The 22,412-nt window shown below is 64.5% G+C and carries 18 protein-coding genes; 3 read left to right on the top strand and 15 right to left on the bottom strand.

Going from position 1 to position 22,412, the window contains the following annotated elements:
• Window positions 1-137: 137 nt before the first annotated feature.
• Complete coding sequence (locus G3T14_RS11035; protein WP_163642594.1) at window positions 138-1,103, top strand: FecR domain-containing protein; 966 nt, start codon at window positions 138-140, stop codon at window positions 1,101-1,103.
• Window positions 1,104-1,363: 260 nt separating this feature from the next.
• On the opposite strand, the gene G3T14_RS11030 is transcribed toward G3T14_RS11035, so the two are convergent.
• Window positions 1,364-1,630 carry an STN domain-containing protein gene (locus G3T14_RS11030; protein WP_163642593.1) on the bottom strand — a complete coding sequence of 89 codons (267 nt, stop codon included), beginning with the start codon at window positions 1,628-1,630 and terminating at the stop codon, window positions 1,364-1,366.
• Window positions 1,631-2,369: 739 nt separating this feature from the next.
• On the opposite strand from G3T14_RS11030, the gene G3T14_RS11025 reads away from it, so the two are divergent.
• Window positions 2,370-3,296 (top strand): class I SAM-dependent methyltransferase, encoded by a 927-nt coding sequence (locus tag G3T14_RS11025; RefSeq protein WP_163642592.1) that lies wholly within the window; start codon window positions 2,370-2,372, stop codon window positions 3,294-3,296.
• A 204-nt stretch (window positions 3,297-3,500) separates the two neighbouring features.
• Here G3T14_RS11025 and G3T14_RS11020 read toward each other — a convergent pair whose 3' ends face one another.
• From G3T14_RS11020 to G3T14_RS10995, 6 genes are all read right to left on the bottom strand, one after another.
• Entirely contained in the window at window positions 3,501-7,385 is a 3,885-nt protein-coding gene (locus G3T14_RS11020) for a glycosyltransferase (RefSeq protein ID WP_246733216.1), read from the bottom strand.
• Window positions 7,386-7,551: 166 nt separating this feature from the next.
• The gene (locus G3T14_RS11015) at window positions 7,552-9,378 is read right to left on the bottom strand and encodes a tetratricopeptide repeat-containing sulfotransferase family protein (protein ID WP_163642591.1); all 1,827 of its coding nucleotides are present in this window, start codon (window positions 9,376-9,378) and stop codon (window positions 7,552-7,554) included.
• Between the two features lie 211 nt (window positions 9,379-9,589).
• On the bottom strand, window positions 9,590-9,976 hold the full coding sequence (locus tag G3T14_RS11010; RefSeq protein WP_348645258.1) for a Hint domain-containing protein: 387 nt from the start codon (window positions 9,974-9,976) through the stop codon (window positions 9,590-9,592).
• Between the two features lie 593 nt (window positions 9,977-10,569).
• Window positions 10,570-11,484 (bottom strand): class I SAM-dependent methyltransferase, encoded by a 915-nt coding sequence (locus G3T14_RS11005; RefSeq protein ID WP_246733213.1) that lies wholly within the window; start codon window positions 11,482-11,484, stop codon window positions 10,570-10,572.
• 23 nt (window positions 11,485-11,507) lie between these two features.
• The gene (locus tag G3T14_RS11000; RefSeq protein ID WP_246733210.1) at window positions 11,508-12,380 is read right to left on the bottom strand and encodes a Hint domain-containing protein; all 873 of its coding nucleotides are present in this window, start codon (window positions 12,378-12,380) and stop codon (window positions 11,508-11,510) included.
• Window positions 12,381-12,543: 163 nt separating this feature from the next.
• Window positions 12,544-13,644 carry a Hint domain-containing protein gene (locus G3T14_RS10995; protein ID WP_204262789.1) on the bottom strand — a complete coding sequence of 367 codons (1,101 nt, stop codon included), beginning with the start codon at window positions 13,642-13,644 and terminating at the stop codon, window positions 12,544-12,546.
• 897 nt (window positions 13,645-14,541) lie between these two features.
• On the opposite strand from G3T14_RS10995, the gene G3T14_RS10990 reads away from it, so the two are divergent.
• The gene (locus tag G3T14_RS10990) at window positions 14,542-14,856 is read left to right on the top strand and encodes a hypothetical protein (protein WP_246733209.1); all 315 of its coding nucleotides are present in this window, start codon (window positions 14,542-14,544) and stop codon (window positions 14,854-14,856) included.
• Between the two features lie 23 nt (window positions 14,857-14,879).
• On the opposite strand, the gene G3T14_RS10985 is transcribed toward G3T14_RS10990, so the two are convergent.
• The 8 genes from G3T14_RS10985 to G3T14_RS10950 all read right to left on the bottom strand — a co-directional run bounded on the left by G3T14_RS10985 (window position 14,880) and on the right by G3T14_RS10950 (window position 22,327).
• Window positions 14,880-15,320 (bottom strand): hypothetical protein, encoded by a 441-nt coding sequence (locus tag G3T14_RS10985; protein WP_163642588.1) that lies wholly within the window; start codon window positions 15,318-15,320, stop codon window positions 14,880-14,882.
• 105 nt (window positions 15,321-15,425) lie between these two features.
• Window positions 15,426-16,391 (bottom strand): pitrilysin family protein, encoded by a 966-nt coding sequence (locus tag G3T14_RS10980; RefSeq protein WP_246733208.1) that lies wholly within the window; start codon window positions 16,389-16,391, stop codon window positions 15,426-15,428.
• A 338-nt stretch (window positions 16,392-16,729) separates the two neighbouring features.
• A complete protein-coding gene (locus tag G3T14_RS10975) occupies window positions 16,730-18,061 on the bottom strand; it encodes a pitrilysin family protein (protein WP_246733207.1) in 1,332 nt (443 codons plus the stop codon).
• A 107-nt stretch (window positions 18,062-18,168) separates the two neighbouring features.
• Window positions 18,169-18,987 (bottom strand): TonB family protein, encoded by an 819-nt coding sequence (locus G3T14_RS10970; protein WP_204262788.1) that lies wholly within the window; start codon window positions 18,985-18,987, stop codon window positions 18,169-18,171.
• 41 nt (window positions 18,988-19,028) lie between these two features.
• Entirely contained in the window at window positions 19,029-19,466 is a 438-nt protein-coding gene (exbD, locus tag G3T14_RS10965; RefSeq protein ID WP_163642586.1) for a TonB system transport protein ExbD, read from the bottom strand.
• Between the two features lie 4 nt (window positions 19,467-19,470).
• Entirely contained in the window at window positions 19,471-20,385 is a 915-nt protein-coding gene (exbB, locus tag G3T14_RS10960) for a tonB-system energizer ExbB (protein WP_246733205.1), read from the bottom strand.
• Between the two features lie 170 nt (window positions 20,386-20,555).
• On the bottom strand, window positions 20,556-21,191 hold the full coding sequence (locus G3T14_RS10955) for a YitT family protein (RefSeq protein ID WP_348645257.1): 636 nt from the start codon (window positions 21,189-21,191) through the stop codon (window positions 20,556-20,558).
• On the bottom strand, window positions 21,188-22,327 hold the full coding sequence (locus G3T14_RS10950; protein WP_163642584.1) for a PLP-dependent cysteine synthase family protein: 1,140 nt from the start codon (window positions 22,325-22,327) through the stop codon (window positions 21,188-21,190). The genes G3T14_RS10955 and G3T14_RS10950 overlap by 4 nt, the downstream gene beginning before the upstream one ends.
• Window positions 22,328-22,412: the final 85 nt, after the last annotated feature.

Here is a 22,412-nt window from a genome sequence, read left to right as displayed (position 1 = left end):
CCGGACGGCATGAGAGATGCGCCGACCTGCGAAACGGACATGGGTTCGTCGCAGGAATGTGCGTGAGATCGAGGACCTAGAGACGTGATTCGATCCAACGGGATCGGGTGCTGCTCCAGGCAAAGGGGAGTCCGGGCATGACCCGTGGAGATCAACTCGACGATCCACGGGCAGAGATCGCCATCGGTTGGATGGTCGAGATGAATTCGGGCGAAATGTCCGAGCGAAAATACCGTTCCTTCGAAGCTTGGCTTCAGGCGGATCCGCGCAACGAGTCGGTCTGGGTCCGTCTTCAGGAAGGACTCATGCCCTGCGGAGTGGCCACCCGCCACGGCATGAATCGCGGCGTCCTCACGGAGCGCCTGCTCAAGAAGCAGCAGAACCGCAGGACCTTCCTGGCGAGTATTGCCGGCGTCGCCGGACTCGGAACGATCGGTTTTTCGGCGGCCAACCGCTTCCTGCCACTGAATCACATCATGGCGGATCATTTCACGCTGACAGCGCAGCAGGAGCGCGTGACGCTTGCGGATGGCAGCGAGATCACGCTCGCGCCGAGGACCGCCATCGATCTACGATATCGGGAAGGCGTGCGGGCGGTTCAACTCCTAGACGGCCAGGCGATGGTCCGGGTGGCCGCGCGGGCCGCCCCTTTCGCGCTCAGCGCGGGCGGTGTCGACCTATGGGCCGCGTCGGGCACCTTCCTCGTCGAGAAGCGGGACGACGTCCTCACCCTGTCGGGTATCGAGGGGCGCGCCCATGTCGGGCGCGGCGGCAACGCCGATTACGCCCTCAATCGTGGCGACCAACTGGTCTTCGCGGGGAGTCAGGTCCGACGCCAATCGGCGGACCTCGAAGCGTCGACCGCGTGGGTCGATGGCTTGCTCGTTGCGAAGGATCGCACGGTCGCCTCCATCGTCGACGGACTTCGCCCGTATTTTCCTGGCGTCATCCGGGTCGATGCCGCTGCGGCTTCGGTCCGTGCCACCGGCGTGTTTTCTCTGAAGAATCCGAACGACGCTCTGGACGCCCTGGCCTCTTCTCTCGGACTGTCGGTCACCCGTATCGCGCGGTACTGGGTCGAGATCGGACCCAGAGCGACCTGAGCGTCTCTCTCGCTCCTTGGCGTGCGCTCCTTGGCGTATTGGTCTCAGTGACAGTCCCGGCTTGCTGGCCCCGGCTCCACGATGCACGCAGGGGAGGCTCGGCGTCTGCCGGCGGCAAGACTGAGAGGTTGCCCTGCGCACGGCACGATCGCGATTGGCGTCGTCAAGCCGTTCGGAGAAGGCGGCCACTGATCCCGTTGCGAGACGGCGTTTCACGACGAGAACGGGTCTGTCCTAAAATCGCCCACGCTGGACGCTGTCTACCAAAGCGGCTGTAATGCCGTGGACGCCTTGACCTGCCGGATGGTGAAGCTGCCGCCCGGGGTTGGTAAGACCTCGAACCCCGTGCCGGCGAGCGCCTCGGACATGGCTGCATCGACCGTATGCCGGCCTTGGATCGGGCCGGCCATGTGCCCGGCGACCAGACCGGCGGGAAAGGCGATCGGCACACCGGCGCAGCGGGCGATGCTGACCACGACGCTGCTCAAGTCGCCACGAGGCACATCGAAGGCGTAGACGGCCTGCATCTGGTGTTGTCCTCCGGACTCCTGCGCCCCTGCCGGTGGCGCCGCATCCACCAAGGCGCCTCCCACGGTCAAAGCTGCCGCGAGGAGTGCGACGAAGCCTCGGCGTCTCGCTCCCGAAGTATAGTCCATCGCGTCGATCTCTTATCCATCTTCTTCTGTGGAGATTGTGGATCGAGACTGAAAAAGCGTCAGTTTGGGCGGGACTTGATTTATTCAAAGGCAGTGAATGAACGAGGATTGATCGTCTACGCATGATTAGGGCTAATACCGGATGAGCCGGTGGCGCCGGATCGATCGCCTCACAGCCACCGGACAAGAGCGTTCCGCCGCTCGGTGTATCGTGCCACGCACAGCGTCACGCCCGCATCGACGGCAGCGTTATTCGAAGCGGACACGCTGTCGGTTCGACAGCCTCGCCGGACAAGCCTGGCGTAGGCTTCGAGACTTGCGACGCCAGAGACTGACCTCGTGTCTCAGCAGGGCACCGTACGACCCCGACGCCGGCGTTCAGTTTACTGGAGCGGCAGGCCGCCGACGTGTTCAAGCACGTGCCGGGATCGCGGGCCCGTACTGAGGTGCAGTGATTACGGATGGTTAGCCGCTTGGCATTACTCTACTTTAAATCGGCGATCTGGGCAGCGAGCACCGGTCGCCTGACAATGCTTACGCAAAAGCGAAGGAGCGAAGGCGTTTGACCGGATATCACAGTAGACTCGGAGCGGTCGGATCGCAGCCTCATTTGGATAGCGAGGGGAGAGGAGGCGCGCGCAGCCTACATCCTGGATCGCTCTCGCTGGACGCGTTCCTGGCGCGCCGAGCCACCGACCGGCGCCTCGCACGGCTCACCCACGATCTCGGCCTGCCGGAGGGCCGCGGTCTGGAATTCGGGCCGGCGGACAATCCCACGCCACTTCCGGACGGCATTCGCGTTGCCTATGTCGATCATGCCATCGATGCGCAGGCCGGCCGGCCTGACGCGGTACCCATCGATCATGTCTGGTCTGGGTCGGGGCCACTCGGCCCGGTACTGGGAGAAACGGGCTTCGACTTCGCCATCGCTGCCCAGGTCGCGCAGTACGTTCCCAATCTGCTCGGCTGGTTCCGGGGCATCTACGCGGCCTTGCGACCCGGAGGTGTGCTCAACCTCTCCCTGCCCGATAGGCGGTTCATGTTCGATGCAATGCGCACCGATAGTACCATGGCCGAACTGGTCGAGGCGGATCTGCGCGCCTATACTCGGCCGAGCCCGCGCCAGCTCTTCGCGCATACTTACGAGGCACGCGCGCTCGAACCCGGGCAGATCTGGGCGGGCGAGGATCCCGCACAGATGCCACGGCTTTGCGGCGACGCTGCCCTTGCGCTCGCTCATGCAGAGGCGGTGAGCGCGCTCGAAACCGGCCGCTATGTGAATTGCCATTGCTGGGTGTTCACACCGTCATCGCTGCTCGACCTGATCGGGTGTGCGACGCAGCTTGGCCTGTTCCCGTTCGTCCTGAACCAATTGGGTGGAACAGAGCCCGGTGGCTTCGAATTCTATGTCTCGATGCGGCGCGACACGCAGGAGGAGCCACAGGCGTTGCGTGGGCTTCAGGATGGCGCGATCGCTCATCTGAGCGCGATCCAGGAGCGTCAGCGCCGCGTGGCGGCACTCATCGCCAAGACGTGAGCCGCAAGCCTGGGTTCCGCGCGCCTTTGTCCGCCAGGCGATTCCGCAAGAGCCCCGCCCGACCCTGTCTGATCGGGATCAGGGCGCGGTCTTCGTCTTGATTCGGCTCCCCTGCAGAGGTCTCCGCAATCCCGATCAACACACGACCACCGCTTTACCGATGATCGTGTATCGGCTTCCACGCCAAGCACCGTATTCTTGGTCTTAGCCGACGCCCTCGGCCAGATTGGCTAAAGGGCTGGTGGCAGTCAGCAGCTCATCGTAAAGCGCGAGCAGATCGTTCGCCTGATCTGCCGTGGCCCTTTCCGGCTCATGCGAAAGCGGCGGACTTTCGTGGAAGCGGGCTGGACGTGCGTCGATCTGCTTGAGAACGTCGAGCAGGCCTGCCGGCGAACTCACATCGATGCGAAAGCCATCGACGTCCTCCCTGATGCTTTCCCCGATGGCACCACGGTCGCTTGCCACCACCCAAAGGCCCGCCGCTCGGGCCTCACGCGTGACGAGGCCGAAACTTTCCGGCCAGATCGACGGCGCGAGCAGAACATCGAGATCGGCGTAGACGTTGGCGATCTCTTCGTGAGGAACGAAGCCGATGATCCTCACTGGCGTCGTCCCCCATGTCTCCATGCCTTCGTAATCGGCATTGCAGGCATGATCGACGATGGTCAGTGTCAGATTCCGGAAATCGTTGGCACGCAGCACGCTCTCGATCAGCGTGGCGCCCTTGTGCGTGGTGCGTCCACCGATCTGCCCCAAGCGCACCCGACCCGTCTTGCTTGGCCGGCGCGCGACCACAGGAAGGACGGGAACGCCGTTGGGAACCGCACGGGTTTCGGGGTGCCCTGCCTGGCGATACAGCTCCTTGAAGGTCTCGGAGACTGCGAGCAGGGCATCGGCTCCGTTGAGAAGACGGGCGAGACTGAAACGCCGACCGATCGACTCGACGGGATTGAGCGCCGGATCGATGGCATCGGCGATCGGGTCGGGCGATGGGGAATGAACCTGGCCGATCTCATCGACGAGGAACTGAAAGTCTGAGATCCACCACGCATCATGCAGCGTCACGAAGTAAGGCAGGCCGCGCGCGCGCACGGCCTCGACCACCGTGGCGGTAAGCCTCTGCACGCAATGGAAATGGACGAGATCGGGCTCGAACCGATCGAGAAGCTCCTCGAACGGGGCCCGCATCATCGGGTTGAAGGGACGCCAAATCATGTTGCGCTCCCGCGGAGCGCCGATGCGATAGACCGGTACGCCGCGATAGCCGTCGACCCGCGTCCGGTAGGGCACCTCCCCGTCCGCATCGATGGCCGCGACCGCGAATTCGAAGCGATCGCCGGCATGGTCGAGGAAGTGATCGACGTTGTCCCGCAGCACATGGGTCGCTCCGCCGAGGGTCTGCGGCGGGAAATAGACATTCACTAAGAGGACACGCGGCTTGGAGCCATTACCAGGAGCATGCGATCGGCCACGGTTTTGCACCCCTTGATCCAGCGTGCCTCCTTGCGGCGAACTCAGGCGCCCGCTGGGAACGATCTGCAGTGGCAGATAGGTCGTTAGCGACGTTCCGTGTGCCAGTCCACGCGGGGCCATCCAGTTCGCCACTTCGGCTTCTGCGCGATTCCGTGGTGCAGGCAGGATGTCTCTCAACGTCGAGACGGCTTCATCGAGACCGTACACCTCGAGGGCGCGCGCACGTGCACGCGCACCGATCCTGCGCCGTAACAAGGGATTACGGACCAGCGAATCGAGAGCCCGCACCCATTCCTCCGGCGTCGTGACCAGCAGCGCATCCTCGCCATTGGTGAGGACCTCGCGGTAGGTGCGTGTCGCGGACACGATCGACGCAACCCCGCACATCGCGGCTTCAAGCCATTTGATCTCGCTCTTGGCGTCGCTCATCGGGGTCGATGCGAGCACGGCGAGGTTGATGTCGATGGCCGACAGGACCTCCCAGTACGCCTCGACATTCGCGGTAAACCCGAGTTGCCGCACCCGATTCGCGAACGGCCTGAACGCACCATCGAGATTGAGATAGCCCGCGATGACGAGGCGCACCTGCGGATAGCGATCGAGAATCTCCAGCAGCGCCGGCCCGGCGAGTTCGGTGAAATCGCGATTGTGCGCCTTGGTGCCGGAGCCATAGAAGATCGTCACATGGGATGGAGTTAGAACTGCGGGCCGTGCTGCGAGAAACGGGACATTCCGCTGGTCGAGCCCGTTTCGGAGCACATGACAGATGCCGGACCGGACGAGCGGCTGCATCGCCTCGGCCAGGGCGGGCGTGGAGGCCAGCCCCATGTCGCATTGCTGCAAGGCGTACCGGAACAGAGGAACGCCGTTCTGGAGGTCGATGTATTCCTGTTTCGTGATCGCTTCCTCGAAGCTCTCGAACGGGTCCGGGTAGTGCGCAGGATCGAACAGGAGGTCGTCGATCTCGTAGACGGTCGGTATGCCGAGAGCACGCGCATACAGGATCGCGTGCAGGACCGCCGGCGAGGCTGCGACGCGATAGAAAATGACGACGGAGGCGTGATCGATCGCCGAGCGATAGAGATCGGACTGCGATTGCGTGAAAATCTCGACGTCCCAACCGCCGTATTCGAGCTGTCGCCGTTTCTGCTCCACGCGGTAGTGATCGCATTGCGGCAGATCACGGTTGGCCACGATCACAACCGTCCCGGTCTTGGGCGGTGGTAGTGCACTCGGTAGCGGATCGAAGATTTGGATCGCCTCGCCGATCCGGGCGAGCATTGCCGTCACATGGTCGTCCGCCTCGCTCCGTAGCCCTTCGATGTAGAGGGTCCGCGCATGCGCAACCGCCTGTTCGAAGACATGGGCCGCAAGGCTATGCCCGGCCGCTCGCCACGGAGACAGACTGCAGAACCGCGGTGCACCGCGCAGAAACCAGGTCAAGGCCTCGTCGGCCCGTTCAGGCTCTGCCGCGAGTCCCTCCGCCGCATGGATATGCGACCAAACGCTCGATCCCGGCTTGCCCGCCGCGATGAGGAAGTCCGCTTGCGCCTCGCGCTGGCGGTTGAGCATGCAAAGTGTGTCACCGCGCCGGTGGTGGAGACGTCCGACACCGGGTTTCAGGCTGATGGCCCGGTCGAACGCCTTCGTTGCGAGGGTCGCATTTCCACGACTCAGGTGATGTTCACCGATCTGTTCCAGCAGGTGGACGGTGTCCGAACCGGTCCCGATTTCGATGTCGCGCCGATCGAACCCACCGGCGATGAAATGCTCGAGCGCCGCAAACCGACCCGGAGCCGGCATGTTTATGCGCCGTAGCACTTGGGCGCGGTACGCCACCTCATCGAAGCATGACGGGAACCGGTCCTCGCCGATGAGCCGTCGTAAAGCCTGCGCTTCACTCCCCGGATGTCCCTGGATCATGCCTCGACTGAGCCATTCCCGATACAGCTCGGCGTCGGTGGCTTCGGAGAGGATGTCGGGCCTCCTCATGCGAAAGAAATCCGGCTCGAAACGCTCGGCCAACGCTATGGGTGCAATGCGATCGATGCCCTCTGAAAGGAACAGGCAGATGCCATCGATCCGCGATGATGGCATTCGTGGAAGCCAATGAGCGTTGAGAAGCGCGAACTCGAATGGCATGAAACGGTTCAGCCACAAGCTGGGCGCGACCCCGACCGTCTCGAGCATCTCCCAGAACGAAGCGAATTTTTGCTCGAAGTCTCGTTCGCTCGACCGATCGGCACGCTCTATCTTCAGTTTGAAGAACTCATCCTCGAAAATAGAGAAATCGCTCCTGTACTTGCGCTTCTCGTAGCGCCCATATCGAAGATAATGCTCTTTCAGTTCCCAGGGATGTAATTTCGACTCAAGATCCGCATGACTGGCCCGGTACGCCTCCGGCAGGAAATCAGAGGGAAGCGGACCATGCTCCGCCTCCAATGCGCAGATCAGATCATCCGCGCGCGGGAACCGGCCCTCGACCCTGCCATTTTGGATAAAGTGATTCGATAGAGCGTCATCGCTCATAGTTTTGAGATCGGGATAGTATTGCTTGTAGAAGGCAATATCGATGACGGAATCAGGGCTCGGCGCCGCGCGGAGGCTGAGAAACATTCTCGTGCGTGCTAAAATCTTGCTCGACGCTGTGGGCACGCACGACTCCTGTTCTTCCGCCTCGCCCTGCGCTCGCTAGCCGCTGTGAGCGATGATGTCGCAATCACGTCCAATTGTGAATAGAGACCGACCTGTCTAAATACGGATAAATCGGGTTTTCCAGCCTCTAAATCTGTGAATCGACTGTATATCCAAGCCGCTCGATCAATGGCCGTAAGATCGGAAGCGCCGGCTCCAGCTGAGGCAGATAGTGCCGGTAGCGATAGCGAGACCGATCGTAGAGCTTCTCGGTTACCTGCGCGTAGCTCGCCGTGCGCGCGTATCGGGTATTCGTCTCGTGCTGCAGAACGGCCGGGTCGAAGGGCGCGCCGACGAAGTCGAACACACGCCGGACCGTTGCCTCCTGATCATCGACCACATCCTCGTAGCGCACGGCCAGATAGTTGAGGTCCATCTCGGCCCGATAATGCGCCACGAGGTCGGCGGAGAGCACGAGATGCTCGGCCGCACTTTCGAGCGCCGAACCGCAGAAACCGCCATGCGTGAACATGTTCGACATGGCCGAGACCATGATGTCGAGCGGGTGGCGGATCAGGTGAAGCATTGGCGCCTTGGGGAAGATCAGCGCGATCAAACCGAGATGCACCTCGTTCAGCGGCATCTTGTCGGTGAAGAGCGTTGCCCCCTCGCGCAATACGCCGAGCTGGCGCGCGCGCTGCAGATAGTGGTCACGCAGACCGTCGAGGCCCTCGCGCCGGTCGGCCATCCACAACTCGGTCAGCGCTCCAGGGTACTCCCACGGACTATCGAGCAACCGGGGCATCACCGCGGCGATCTCGTGGATCAGCGGTAGCTCGTCGCCCGCCGAAACGACCGGGCTCGCCGTGAGGGTCTGCTCCAGCAGTGTCGTTCCCGACCGGGGGAAGCCGAGGATGAACACCGGTTGCGGCACATCCGAGCGAATGCCGGCCCGCGGCAGCAGAGCGAGACGATCACGGGTGAAGAACGCCTGCAGGTTTTCGGAGAGCTTGCGTGCTTCCTCAGCGTCATAGGCCTTGCCGGACAGCTCGCGGAACTGCCTCTTGCCCCCCTCGAAATCAGCCCAGGCTTCGGCGTAGCGTTCCATCCGATCGAGGAGGCGACCGCGCTCGAGCCGCTCCACGGGTCCCAGGGATCGTGTTCGCGCGACTCCGTCCAGAAGCGCCAGCGCCTCATCGTACCGCTTCTGCCTGCCGAGGACCGCGACCCGCGTGAGATTGGCGCTCGGCGTGGAGGCGCCGAGTCGCGCCAGTGCGTCGAGACGTTCCGTCGCCGCGTCGAGCTGACGGTCGGCTTCCTCCATCTGTGCCCAGGCCAGGAGGGTCTGAGGCATGTTGGGCGCCAAGGCATCTGCCTCTTGGTATACAGATCGCGCCTCCGCGACGCGTCCCTGGTTCTTCAGGCAGGTCGCGAGATTGGCCAGAACCAGCGGGATGCGCCTGCCGGCCAGCTCCAGGGAGCGGCGACAATGATACTCGCCCATGACGGGGCGCTGTGCCTCCGTCATCACCATTCCCATCAGGTTGTGGGATTGGGGATTCGCCGGCGCGAGGCGGACCGCCTGCCGGGCATGACGCTCGGCTAACTCTAGGTTGCCCCGCTTGAGTTCCAACAGGGCGAGCTTGTTGACGGGCCAGACATTGGCGGGCTCGATCTCCGAGAGCCGCAGGAGAAGGGCCGTTGCGGCGGGCCTTTCGTCCGCATCGAAGCGGAGCTCAGCCAGCGTCGCCAACGCGATGGAAAGGCGCGGTGCGCGTTCCAGCACGGAGAGGCTCAACCGCTCAGCCTCGGTGCGGTCGTTCCGTTGCAGGGCGTCAGCCGCTTGCTGGGCCTCGACCTCGAGGTTCGGATCGATCGCCGCGGGTGTCGCATCCGCAGACGCTTCGAGGGCACAGCACCGGGAGGGCGTCAGGCCGCTGCCGCATTCGCAGAGGGGCTGGACCAATGTGCTCATCGTTGGCTGCCATTCTGGTGGCTACGGCCCGGCTTGCCGCTGCAGATCGGGAGGCCGAGCAAAGCGATAAATGCCGGCGCCACTTGGGTGAGGCCGGTCGAGTCGAAGCAGGGCAGATTGGGATTTTGGTCGAACCGCCCCGAAAACCGGAGCGGCGAGAATGCGGCCCGCGGCAGCGTTTCAGGATGTCTGCCGTGGGCGCCGCGCTTCATCACGCGGCGAGCCAGAGCACGCTGTCGGTCTCGGCCCAGGCGCATTGCGTATGAAGATCGGCCGTGAATACGGCATCGAGACGCAGGCGCTCGGCCTCCACTACTGGGCCGTCCACTGCCACAGGACGACACCGCGCCGACAGGCCCGGCACCACGAAGTCGGGATTGTGAAGCGCGTGGTCGGAAGCATCGTCGAAGAACGCGCGGCACCCGAAATCCAGGAAGCTCTCGGCCGGAAGGCCCTCGGCCAGAAGGATGTCGTGCGCGTCGAGTTCCACGTGCCAATAGGTGACCGAAGCGCGCTCGACCCGGGAGATCGTATTGCCGTTGATCGGGCACATCACTGGGACCGGCATGCAGCCGCCGGCATCTGTCTCGGCGCCCACCAGAATGGGGTGACCGGGGCGAGAAGGAGAGATCGCGCGCCGGCAAGTCCGGGCCGAAGGCGTTGGCGCGTACCGTCAACGGTTCTCACATCCCCCTCCAGCCACCCCTCATCGAATGTCACCGCGACGCTCGAGGGCCCGTATGATGTGTCGAACGAGCCGGCAAATGTGACACCGGGCCGATCGGAAAAAGTGAGGGGCAGCATTGGGGAGCCGCGCACGCCCAAAGGTCGTGAACTCGCTCCTCGCCGGGCACGGCCATCGGAGCCACCACTCGAAAACGCCGCCAAACCGCTTCGCCTGGGGCGACTCGTGATTAGGAGCGACGCATCGCCCAATTTGCGCTGAGCCCCCCCGGCCAGCGATGGGCCGAAGGGCTCGGCACCGGGAGAGAAAAGATTGCGGTCGAACGGCTCGATAATCGGCGGCAGCACCGCCGCACCGTGCCTCGCTCTGAAGGTCCACGGAGATCGGTCCGGCGGAACTCACAACGGATCTGGATCCTCGCTTTCACCGCGGCTGCTTCAGCTGAGGATGATGGGCGACGGCTCCGGATCGATCTTCGCTTCAGTCTCCTAAGCCAGCGATCGGGATCAACACTTGCCCATCAGCGCCGCCATGCGGCGCTGTCGCTCCAGGATGGTGCGCAAATGGGAGATCGCGGTGCTCTGCATCCCGCTCCGCGTCTGCGGATCTTCCTCGACAGCGCGGCGCATCGAGACGTAGAATTCGAATGCGCCCGGTTCCGACCCGCCGATCTGGTTCAGAACGAACGGGAACAAACCGAGTAACGTCGCTCCTTCAACTGCGTCGAGGAACGACAGGGGTGTAAAAACCCAACAATGACAATCGACGTAATGCCCCGTCTCGATCTCCTCCTTGGCTCTTAGAAAGGCGAGGGAAAGCGACGCCTCGCCGCAAAAGCGCGGGGCTTGCGCCGGATCCTCGCCGGCCCAGATCTGGGCCGGCTCGAGCGCACGCGCCTCGTGGGTATGCGCAAAGAGCTGCCGCGGACTCGGCCGGGTGTAGGAAAGCAGATCTGCCTCGACCAGTTCGGCGATGGTGCTGTGGGCGCGGCCTACGTCGAACATGAAGCGCTGGTCCGGCAGGGCGATATTGAGCACGCCGCCCGGACGCAGCACCGCGTGGATACCTCGGAACCAGCCGAGCAGATTAGGCACATATTGCGCAACCTGGGCTGCGATGGCGAAATCGTAACCTGTCTGCCCGAGCACCGCCGCGAGGGAACCGGAGCCCGCCCAGGCGTGATCGATCGGCGCCGCGCCCGCCAGTCCGGCATGGGCGTCCCTGGCGTGGTCGACATACGAAACCTTCAGCCCATCCGGCAGCGAAGTCGGATTGGCTGCCGGCCCGAATTCCAGCCCGTAGCCCTTTGGGAGGGCAACGTCATGGGTGAGTCGAGCGAGGCGTCGGTCGCCGCTCCGGCGTCGCAAGAAGGCGTCGAGAGAGAGGGATCCGGCATGCATGGCAGCCTTCTCAGCGTCCATATCCATGCCGGATCCTCTTCGTATCAGGCGGCGAGATTGGACAGGGTGTCGGTATCGATCCAGGCGCACTGAGCAGCGAGAGCGGCCGAGAATACGGCATCGAGGCGCGCGCGCTCGGCCTCGACGAGGGGACCATCCACCGCGACCGGGCGACAGCGGGCAGAGAGACCGGGCACCACAAAGTCGGGGTTATGGAGCGCGTGGTCGGAAGCCTCGTCGAAGAAGGCGCGGCAGCCGAAGTCGAGGAAGCTCTCGGCCGGGAGACCCTCGGCGAGCAGGATGTCGTGGCTGTCGAGTTCGATATGCCAATAGGTGACGGCTTCAGGCGCGACCCGATCGATGGTGGTGCCGTTGATCAGGGACATCACCGGCACAAGCACGCCGCCGCCAGCGTCCGCATCAGCCCCGACGAGGACGGGATGGCCGGGCGAGAGGGTGAGGTCGCGGGCAGGCAGGCCATGTCCGAAAGCGTTGGCGCGCACGCGCACCGGGTATTTATCGGCGTCAAGCGCTTTGCCTTCGAGGTGGCGATGGCCGATCCAGGTGATCGGGCGTTGGGCGCCAGAAGCGGTGACGGCCAGGTCGCCGATGCGCAGATCCTCCACGGCCACCTGGCCGCGCGCCGTCGCGATCAGCGTGCCGGAACCGAAGCAGAGGGCGAAAGCGCTTCGATCGATCGTTACAGTAGATCCGGCCAAATAACTATTGTTCGAATAAATGAAATAGGTCGGCCGCGCGCTGTTCGAAACAAAAACAACGTTTAGCTTGTCCGACGTCTCGCCGACGTAGGTCCGGCTAAAGTCTCTAGTGCCATTATTGCCGGTGAATGCATCCCTCGTCACATCGCCCAATTGTGTCAGGGCATCGGCTTTCCCTGCATCGGGGACATCGGTCAACGTGTAGGTGCCGACATAGCTATCCTTCGACGCCGTGTAGGTGCCGGTCGCGCTAGTCGGGGCGTTGAGGAGGGTTCGGCGGGTGAACGTTACGGTGGGAGAAGGTCCGGATGACATGATGACTGCCCTTCAGTAGTTTGTTTTTGCTGAAATACTCGATCGTTCAAGCGGCATTTCGGACGGTAGACCACCGGCCAAAACGCAGTTTGTCGAAGAAGCGCTGTGATTTCGGAGCGGGCACTTCAGACTTTGGGTTCGTAAGCGAGATTTCGTCCGGGCAGGTCGCCAGCCAGGTCAGCGCCGCGATATCGTCCCAAGCACTGTGCTCCGTGAGTCCTGCTGCGAACACGGCGTCGAGACGCGCGCGCTCAGTCTCGACGAGGGGACCATCCACCGCGACCGGGCGGCAGCGGGCCGAGAGGCCCGGCACGATGAAGTCGGGGTTGTGGAGAGCGTGGTCCGAGGCCTCGTCGAAAAAGGCGCGGCAGCCGAAATCGAGGAAGCTCTCGGCCGGGAGGCCCTCGGCGAGCAGAATGTCGTGGCTCTCGAGTTCGACGTGCCAATAGGTGATGGCTTGGCTCGCGACCCGGTCGATGGTGGTGCCATTGATCAGGCACATCACCGGTACGAGCACACCGCCGGACCTGTCGTCCTCGGCTCCGACGAGAACGGGATGGCCGGGCGACAGGGTGAGGTCGCGCGCCGGTAGGCCGCCTCCAAAGGCACCACCACGCACCCGAACGGGATGCTGGTCGGCGGTGAGTGCCTCACCTTCGATATGGCGGTGTCCGATCCAGGTAATTGGACGCAGTGCTCCGGAGACGGTGACGGCAAAGTCGCCTACGCGCAGATCCTCGACTGCCACCTCACCATCGGATGTGCGGATCAGTGTGCCGGAACAGAAACAGAGAGCGAAGGGACCATTGTCAGTATTAACTATCTGATTAAAGCTGTAACTATTGTTTGTATACATCGCATAGCTTGTTTGCGTATTTTTGTTTTGGAATGTTCCAATCAATCCTTGTTTACCTGAAGTTTCACCGTAATAAACAAGATCCTGCGTATCCTTTGCTCTAAAACTTGCGGTATTTGTAGCAACAAATTTATCTCCCGAAACATCACCAAGTATTGCAGTGTTGTCTAACGCCGAATCACTGCTATCTGTAATGGTGTATGTTCCAGGGCCGACACTATATACAGAGAATTGACCCGGAGTACCCGTTGGTTTTAGGCCAACCGCTGTTGTATAAACTTTTGTAGCCATAGTAAAAACTCCAAACTTGTGCTGTGATACTGAAATTCCTACAGCCCACATCAATCGCCGCCCAAAGCCATTGACTGGTCAGGTAATCCAGTGGCGCTGCCAGCCACCTTCGGCGATCCCACCTTTGGAGCACTCGTAAACCCTGTCGAAGAAGAGTGAAAAAGCGACAGCGGGTCGCGAAGAAAATCTCGGAGGCCCTCTCTTCCGCATCGCGGTGTCACCTTCGCTTGGCTCACCGGGAATCCACGCCTTCGCACGCGTGTGGAAGTCTTACCTTTTTAGACTTCTACGGTCTCGTTTCTGGCAACTCGTTCCAAAAAAAGGAAATTGAGTGCAGAGTTGTGGTCTCGACCGCCAATGAAAAGGCGAGAGATCGATATGATGGTGCAGACGAAGGAACAGGAAGCCGAGATCATGTACATTTCGGGCATGGGCGCCGCCGGGGCCGTTGCCGCTGAATCATTCAGGACTTGGAGGGCAACAATCCCGCCAATTGCAATGCGAGCCGAAGCTTCGTCTTCAAGTTGAGCAACGACCCCAACGCCATAGGCTTTGCAGGACAACGTCTCTGGCTCCAAGAGGACAGAATCCCAGACGCCGATGAGGCTGGATATCGCGGCGATGCAGCGTCTCTGTGGCGCGTCGCGGACGTCGACATCCGCCGGCGGCCAGACCTACGGCGTCGACTGCAATATTTCCGGAACATCGAAGAAATAGTGCGATTTTAGCTGCAGTACGGCTCCGACTGTCACGATCTAGGACGTTGGCACTGGCCACGTCCTCGACTGTTTGGATTAAGGCACAGCTTCGAACATCAACCTCAACCCCGGCACATTCAGCTCCGTCGGCACCCTCATCGACAATATCGGCATCGCTTATGGCACCCGGATCGACACGGTGATCGTCGGCGTCGGCAACATCTACGCCAACGCCGACTGCAACAGGATCGACGGCGGCGGAGGCACAAACACGGCAATCTTCGCCGGATCGAGCGCCGCCAGCGCAGTCGTCACCAACAAGGCTACCGGGCCTGTGGACACGCTGACCAATATCCAGACCATCCGATTCAACGAAGCCCCGGCCTGTTTCACCACCGGTACGCCCATCACCGTGATACGCACGGGCATCGAGGTCGATGTCCCGGTTGCGGCGCGCACGATCGACCAGCCGCCTACGACGGGACCGGTGTCGACAAAACCGGCACAACGGTGAAGCCGGGCCCCTCGGATCGCAGACTATTTGCGCGGGCGGAGTGCGTGGGTAACGGCAGGCTCGGGAGTGATCGCGGGCTCAGGCGGCGGCAAATCCAGGGGGCCGACGATCGGCTGAAGCGCTTCGCTGATCGGAGCGATGGCGGCATCGAAGCGGTGGATCCCCTCGGTGATCGGCCCGACCATCCCACCGATCGGCGCGAAGACGTAATACATCAGATCCGGCCCGATGGCCGCCTCCGAACGGGGCGGCCGCCCGGCGCCGGGCGGTTGGGCTTCGGGCGGCACGTCGGTCCGGGACATAACTTCCCCGCGCCTCAGGTTCTGGGAGCGCGGTGGGGTTGCGGGATCGGTAAACCCCGGTGCGACACCAGCCCCCTGCGGAGACGTGGACTGTTGCGCGGCGGCGAGATCGGGAAGCGCGAGTGCCGCCACCAGGGTCATCGCCGGAATGATCGTCTTCATGGATGGTCCTCGCCTCAAAGCGCGATCCTGATGCCGCCCGGCGGGGTGCCGATCGGGTTCGGTCTTGTGCCCGCAAGCCTGGCCCGGTCCTTCCCGGCCCGATGCTCACGCCGCGGGTGGATCGCCCGCGATCGTCACGAGCAACGACCCGTCGCCGACGAGGCGGTGGACCGCGCGGGCCACATCCTCGCGGGTCACCGCCGCGATCGCCGCGTTGCGCGCGTCGAGCCAGGAGCGCGCCCGCCCTTCCAGCTGCAGCGTCAGCAGATGATTGGCGATCGAGGACGACGAGTCGAATCTCAGACTGTGCGACCCGACGAGATAGCCCTTCGCCGTCGCGAGTTCCTCCGCATCGACGCCATCCCGGGCAAGGCGTGCGATCTCCGCCGCGATGACGTCGAGGGCCTCGGGAACTTTGGCATTCGGGGTCGAAGTCGATCCCACGATCCCGCAAGCCGCGTCCGGCACGTAGAGGCCGGTCCAGACCGCGTAGCAGAGACCCCGGAGTTCCCGGAGTTCCCGGAACAGGCGGCTCGTGACCTGACTGCCGCCGAGACAATGATTGGCGACGGCGGCGGCGGCGAAGTCGGGATCGTGCCGCATGATGCCGGGGCGACCGAAATAGATCGTCGATTGCGGGGCATCGAGGCGGGTGACGATCCGCTCGCCGAGGCCGGCCATGCGCGTGAGCGGCGGCGGTGCGCTCTCCGCCACCGGAAGGTCGAGGAAGGCCCGATCGAGGGCGTCACCCAGCGCGTCGGCCCCGATGGCGCCGACGACCGCGACCCGGAGATTGCCCCGCGTGATCGTGCGCCGGTGGTGGGCGACGATATCCGCGTGGTCGATGGCCGCGAGAGTCACGAGGTCGCCATCCACCGAACGGCCATAGGGATGGCCCGGGAAGCCGTGCGCGAAGAACGCCCCCATGGCCACCTGATTGGGATTGCCGAGGTCTTTACGGACCCGAGCCTCGGCGGCTTCGCGAATCTGGGCCAGCGCTTCCGGGGCGAAGAGCGGCGCATGCAGGGCGATGCCCAGAAGCTCGAAGGCGCGGTCGGTGTTCCGCCCCATCGTCTGAAGCCGGCCCTGCAGGCTGTCGATCTGCCCTCCGAAGGACAGGCGGATCGCCTCGTCCCCGAGCGCGCGCCGGAAGGCCCCCCCCCGCGAAGGGCCCGGCCCCCTCCATGAGCAGGGCGGCGAGCAGGCGGGTGATCCCCGTCTTGCCCTCAGGATCGAGGGTGCCGCCCCCCTTGAAGCCGAAGCTCATCGACAGGATGGGAAGGGTGTGGTCCTCGAGGAGCCATGCCTCGATTCCGCCGGGACTGCGGACCGGCCGCACCCGCTCGGCGAAGGATTCGGCCGCGATGGGCGGGGTGATGTGGATCGTCATGAGGATGGGCCGCCGTATCTCAGGCCGCCGCGGCGGCTTCGAGGAGGTAGCCCGACACGGCGCTGCGCCGGTCGAGCTTCAGGAGAGCGTCATGCAGGTGCTCGGCGGTCACCGCCTCGATGCGGACCGGCCAGGCCGCAATATCCTCCAGCGTCATGCCGCAGGCGAGGGCCATGCCGTACCAGTTGGCGAGGCTGACCTGGCTATCGAGGGCATAGAGTGCGCTCGCCACGAGTTGGGTCTTTGCCCGCTTAATCGCATCGGCCTCGAAGCCGGTCTTCAGGAGATCGCGCAGAACGTCCTCCAGGGTGTGTTCCAGCGTCTCGGGGGAGACGTCGGGCGCCGGGGTCGCGGTGATCAGGAAGCGCGAGCGATCGATGGCGGTGTCCCAGTAGGAGATGCCGACGGAGGTCGCGCATTTGCGCTCCTGGACGAGGCGGGTGTGCAGGACGGAGGTGGGGTCACCGGCGAGCAGGAAGGCGAGCATTTCCAGGGCCTCGGCCTCGCCGGGAGCCCCCGAGATGTAGGATGGGACGGCGTGGAGCCGCATGAGCTGCGGTTGGTGCACCTGCGTATCGGCGAGGGTGATCTGCCGGTGCATCCGGGCCGGCGGATCCTGAACCCGCCTGCGCTCCGGCGGGGCATCCGACGGCGGGATCGCGCCATAGGCGGCCTCCGCCATTTCCAGGACCGCCTGCGGCTCGGCATCGCCCGCAACCACCAGGATGGCATTCTGCGGCGCGTAGTAGCGTCGGTAATAGGCGAGCGCATCCTCGCGGCCGAGGGTTTCGATCTCGTGGCGCCAACCGATGACGGGCCGCCCCGAGGGATGGGCCGGGAAGGCCGCGGCCTCCAGGGCCTCCTGAAGCAGGCTCGCGGGCTTCGAATCGAGGATCATGCCGCGCTCGGCCAGGACCACGTCGCGCTCGGAGGCGACCGTGGCGTCGTCGAGCACCAGGTTCCTCATCCGGTCGGCCTCGTAGGCCATGCAGGTGGCGAGATTCTGCTTGGGAACGCGCTGGTGGTAGGCCGTGACGTCGTGGGACGTGAAGGCGTTTTCCTGGCCGCCCACCCCCGCCAGGATCTTGCCGAAATGGCCGGCCGGATGCATCGCGGTGCCCTTGAACATCAGGTGTTCGAGGAAGTGCGCGATGCCGGACTTTCCGATCGGATCCTCGGACGAACCGGTGCGATACCAGACCATGTGCGTCACGACCGGGCTGCGCCGATCCGGGATGACGACAATCTGCAGGCCGTTCTGAAGACGGTAGGTGGCAACGGGAGCGGCGCGAGGCGCAGCGTCGACCGCCTCGCCCGAAGGGTCGCGTCTCAGGGTTGCGGAGGAGGCCATGATGGATCCGTTCCTTCTGTCACGATCCCGGCAGCCAAGCTGGCCGGTGCGGCTGCGGGTGCTTGACCGAAAAATCTGTCCAAGCAGTCCCGACGCCGGTCGCGGCGTCAGTTGAAGTTGAGGGGGATGCTGATGGTGGTGACCTTGCCACCGGGCGGAGCGGGATAGGGCGACGCGCGATACATCACCGCCACGGCCTCGGTATCGAGGGACGGGACGCCGGAGGACGAGACGAGCCGCGCACTGGAAACGACGCCGTTGGCACTGAAGGTCACGCTCACCAACGCCACACCGAACTTGCCGCGCGCTTCAGACGGACGGCGCTTGGCCCGCACGATCTTGCTCCGCAACTCTCCGAGCCAACTCGCCCGGGAGACCTCGCTCACCGCGGAGCCGGCAGCCGAGGCCGCCGTGACGGCGTCGTTGCGGTTCGACTTCGGACCGCCACCGCTCTTGGACGCGACCTGCGGCTTCTCCTTCTTGTCGACGGGCTTCTTCGGCTTGTCCTTCTTCTCGATCTCCTTCTTGATCGGCTTCTCCGGCGGTTTCGTCTCCTTCTTCGGAGGCGTGGTCGGGAGAGCCGCCTGAGGCTTCACGTCGGGCGGCGGCGGAGGCGCCGCGACCAGGGGAACGAGATCCGGCGGCGGCGGCGCCTCCTCGGCTTCGGTCATTTCGGCCGGCTTGGAATCGGGTGCTTCGGGGCCTTCGGCCGCGTTGTCGGTCTCGGACTTCGCCGCCATGGGGATCGGAGACATGTTGATCATCACCGCCGCCGGTGGCTGAGGCGGAGCTTCCGAGGGCTGGCCGTCCTTGCGCATCACCAGGAGGTAGATGCCGACGTGCATCACCAGAGCAATGAGTGCCGTGGCACCCCAGGTGACGACCCGCACCCCTATCGAGGGGCCGTAGCGTTCACGCGAACGCATGACATCCCTTGCCGTTTGGAAGCTCTCCGGCGGCGGGCGGATCACTGTTGCCCCCCGTTCGCCACTTCCTCGAGACCCACCAGACCGACCTTGAGGTAGCCCGCAGCGCGCAGCAGGTTCATCACCTGCATCAGCTCACCATAGGGCACACCCTTGTCGGCCCTCAAGAAGATGCGCTCGTCCTTGTTGCCCTTGGCCGCCTCGTCGAGGGCAGCGCCGAGCGCCGGCCGCGCCACGACAGTCTCGCCCAGGGCCACGGCGAGATCCGCCTTGACGCTGACGAAGATGGGCTTGTCCGGGCGTGGCTGCATCGGTGCGGAAGAAGTCGGCAGCTCCACCGCCACGTCGACGGTCGACAAAGGGGCCGCCACCATGAAGATGATCAGCAGGACGAGGATCACGTCGATGAAGGGCGTGATGTTGATGTCGGCGTTCTCTGCGAGGTCGTCGGACTGGTCCGATCCCATTCGTACGGCCATGATCTCACTCCGCTGCGAGGCGCACGCCGGCGTGCTTTTGGGCATACGAGCCGGATTCGCGACGATCGAGCTCGCGCGAGAGATGACGCAGGATCAGGGCGACCGCGTCCCCGGTCATCATCCGATAGGCGCCGATGGAGCGGGTCAGCGAGTTGTAGATCACCACCGCCGGGATTGCCGCGACGAGGCCGATACCGGTGGCGAGCAGGGCCTCGGCGATACCGGGGGCGACCACCGCGAGGTTGGTGGTGTTCGACTGCGCGATGCCGATGAAGCTGCGCATGATGCCCCAGACGGTGCCGAACAAGCCGACGAAGGGGCCGATCGAGCCGATCGTGGCCAGCATGCCGGTGCCGGTGGCCATGCCGCGTGCCGCGGCTGTCTCGACGCGCTGGAGCGCGATCTGCACGCGCTCCTTGACGCCGTCGCTCGGCAGGCCGCGTGAGAGCGCCATCTCATCCTCGGTCTCACTGAGGAGGTGTTTGGCGACGCCAGGGCGGACTTTGGCCAAGGCGTCCGACAGGGTCCCCGCCTCGCGGATCACCGCAATCGACACCCGCATGCGGCGCTTGGCCAGGAGCAGGCCGAGGCCCTTCATCAACAGGATCGTCCAGGTGGCCACCGAGGCGGCGGCCAGCAGGATCATCACACTCTTGACGATCGGATCCGCCGCCAGGAACATGCCCATCGGCGTGAGGTCGTGCTGTTCCTTGGCGGCAGCCGGTAGCGCCGCCTTGGTGGCCACCGCCGCCTCTTCGGCGACCGGAGCCGGCATGTCGGCCGGCGGCACTACGCTTTCGGCAGGCTGCGCGGCGGCCGTGACAGCCACCGGCGCCGTGTCCTGTGCGAGTGCCGGCAACGCCCCGAGCGCTCCGGCGAGGACCGCCACGGCCGCGACCCGAACGACGATCTTCGCCATGCGGGATTGCAGCAACCTGACTGAGGGGTGCGTCGGTACATGCATCGCGTCTCGACCTTTGTCGCGGTGTTTACTGTGGGTTCCGATGGGTTTGTCGGATAAGGCGCGAAAAGCGACACTTCCATGAAGGAGATTTTCAGGAAACAGCGCATCCGGACTGTCGGGCTCGGTCAGGTGACGCCGACGTAGCGGTCCGAGCGGTGGTAGATGACGAGTACGCCGTTCATCACCAGCGCGCCGATGATGGAGAGGAGCATGTTCTGCGCGGGCAGGACGGCGGTGGCGGCCAGCATGATGGAGCCATCGAACGCCATCTGGACGTATCCGGCGCGGATGCCGTGGCGCTCCTGCAGGTAGAACGCGAGCGCGCCGATCCCCCCGAGGCTGGTGTTGTGGCGGAACAGGCCCATGAGGCCGACGCCCATGAGGGCCCCACCGACGACCGCCGCACAGAGTGGATCGATCCAGGCAATGTCGATCCAGGCCGGGCCCTGGTGGACCACGAAGCATTCGATGCCGACCGCCGCCATGGTCCTGAGCAGGAAGCTGCGTCCCTGCCACCGCCACGCGAACCAGTAGCAGGGCAGGTTCAGGACGAAGAGGCTGATCCAGAAGCCCACCGGCGTCACGTAGGCGATCAACAGGGCCATGCCGGTGACGCCCCCCGTCACCAGCAGGACCTTTGCGTAGATCAGGATGCCGAGGGAGACGAGGAGCGTTCCGATCAGGATCGCCAAGGCATCCTCGTAGGGGGCGTGCGGGCTCGCGCCGCCGGGCTTGATCGCGGGAGCGTCGGAGGGTGTCACGGGAGGACCCGGCCGGCGACCGGGGGCGCGGAGTCGAGCGGCGTTCCGCTCCCGAGGAACGCCGCCATCGCCCGCATGGGGGTCTGCACGTCGAGGCCGCGGGCGCTGGTCCAGGCGTCGTTCAAATGCGTGCTGCGATACCGCTCGCCGGAATCGCACAGGAGCGTGACCACCGATCCGGTCTCGCCGCGTGTCGCCATTTCGGCGATCAACTGGGCGGCCGCGACGAGGTTCGCCCCGGTCGAGCCGCCGCAGGAGCGGCCGAGCACGGCTGTGAGCGCGCGGGCGGCTCCGAGACTCGCGGCGTCGGGTACGGCGACCCAATGGTCGATGAGCTGCGGCAGGAAAGAGGGCTCGAGCCGGGGCCGACCGATTCCCTCCACCAGCGCGCCCGGCCCGCAGATCGCGGTCACGTTCGCATCCGCCAAATGGCGGTGGAAGACGGAGGCCTCCGGATCGGCAAGGCAAAGGCGGGTGGCATGGCCTCGAAAGCGGATGAAACGGCCGATGGTCGCCGAGGTCCCGCCGGTGCCGGCGCCGACGACGATCCAGGATGGGATTGGAAAGCGCTCCCGTGCCATCTGGTCGAAGATCGACTGGGCGATGTTGTTGTTGCCGCGCCAGTCGGTGGCCCGCTCGGCATGGGTGAACTGATCCATGAAGTGGCCGCCGCGCTCGGCCGCGATCCGCGCGGCCTCGGCGTAGACGGCACCGGGATCCACGACGAAGTGGCTTTGGCCGCCGTAGCGGGCGATCTGCGTCACCTTCTCGGCGGCAGTGCTCGCCGGCATCACGGCGACGAAAGGCAGGTCGAGCAACGCCGCGAAATATGCCTCCGACACCGCGGTGGAGCCGCTCGAGGCTTCGACGATGGTGGTGCCGGGGCCGATCCAGCCGTTGCACAGGCCGTAGAGGAACAGCGACCGGGCGAGCCGATGCTTGAGGCTTCCGGTGGGATGGGCGGATTCGTCCTTCACATAAAGGTCGATTCCCGGCCATCCCCCGAGGGGAACCCGCAGGAGATGCGTGTCGGCGCTGCGTGCGCCCTCCGCCTCCATGAGGGCGAGGGCATGGGTCAGCCAATCGCGGTCCACGGCCGGGCGCTGCGGGGCGGACGAGGGCTTTCGGGAAGACATGGAACGGCGGACACTTCTGCGCGGCGCGCGCGGTTCGGGGGCCGGCGCGTTCGCGTGACGGCGCCCGGCGGCGGATCGGGATCGA

Origin of the sequence: Methylobacterium sp. BTF04 (assembly GCF_010692745.1) — a bacterium.
GTDB lineage: Bacteria > Pseudomonadota > Alphaproteobacteria > Rhizobiales > Beijerinckiaceae > Methylobacterium.
This window is presented reverse-complemented; position numbering and strand designations above follow the sequence as displayed.

Excerpts from the sequence above, each read along its gene's own strand:
- G3T14_RS11015 (WP_163642591.1), bottom strand. The coding sequence starts at position 9,378 with ATGAGCACATTGGTCCAGCCCCTCTGCGAATGCGGCAGCGGCCTGACG.
- G3T14_RS10950 (WP_163642584.1), bottom strand. The coding sequence starts at position 22,327 with ATGTCTTCCCGAAAGCCCTCGTCCGCCCCGCAGCGCCCGGCCGTGGAC.
- G3T14_RS11020 (WP_246733216.1), bottom strand. The coding sequence starts at position 7,385 with ATGTTTCTCAGCCTCCGCGCGGCGCCGAGCCCTGATTCCGTCATCGAT.
- G3T14_RS10995 (WP_204262789.1), bottom strand. The coding sequence starts at position 13,644 with ATGGCTACAAAAGTTTATACAACAGCGGTTGGCCTAAAACCAACGGGT.
- G3T14_RS11035 (WP_163642594.1), top strand. The coding sequence starts at position 138 with ATGACCCGTGGAGATCAACTCGACGATCCACGGGCAGAGATCGCCATC.
- G3T14_RS11005 (WP_246733213.1), bottom strand. The coding sequence starts at position 11,484 with ATGGACGCTGAGAAGGCTGCCATGCATGCCGGATCCCTCTCTCTCGAC.
- G3T14_RS10980 (WP_246733208.1), bottom strand. The coding sequence starts at position 16,391 with ATGGGGCGGAACACCGACCGCGCCTTCGAGCTTCTGGGCATCGCCCTG.
- exbB (WP_246733205.1), bottom strand. The coding sequence starts at position 20,385 with ATGGCGAAGATCGTCGTTCGGGTCGCGGCCGTGGCGGTCCTCGCCGGA.
- G3T14_RS10975 (WP_246733207.1), bottom strand. The coding sequence starts at position 18,061 with ATGGCCTCCTCCGCAACCCTGAGACGCGACCCTTCGGGCGAGGCGGTC.
- G3T14_RS10970 (WP_204262788.1), bottom strand. The coding sequence starts at position 18,987 with ATGCGTTCGCGTGAACGCTACGGCCCCTCGATAGGGGTGCGGGTCGTC.
- G3T14_RS10985 (WP_163642588.1), bottom strand. The coding sequence starts at position 15,320 with ATGAAGACGATCATTCCGGCGATGACCCTGGTGGCGGCACTCGCGCTT.
- exbD (WP_163642586.1), bottom strand. The coding sequence starts at position 19,466 with ATGGCCGTACGAATGGGATCGGACCAGTCCGACGACCTCGCAGAGAAC.
- G3T14_RS11030 (WP_163642593.1), bottom strand. The coding sequence starts at position 1,630 with ATGCAGGCCGTCTACGCCTTCGATGTGCCTCGTGGCGACTTGAGCAGC.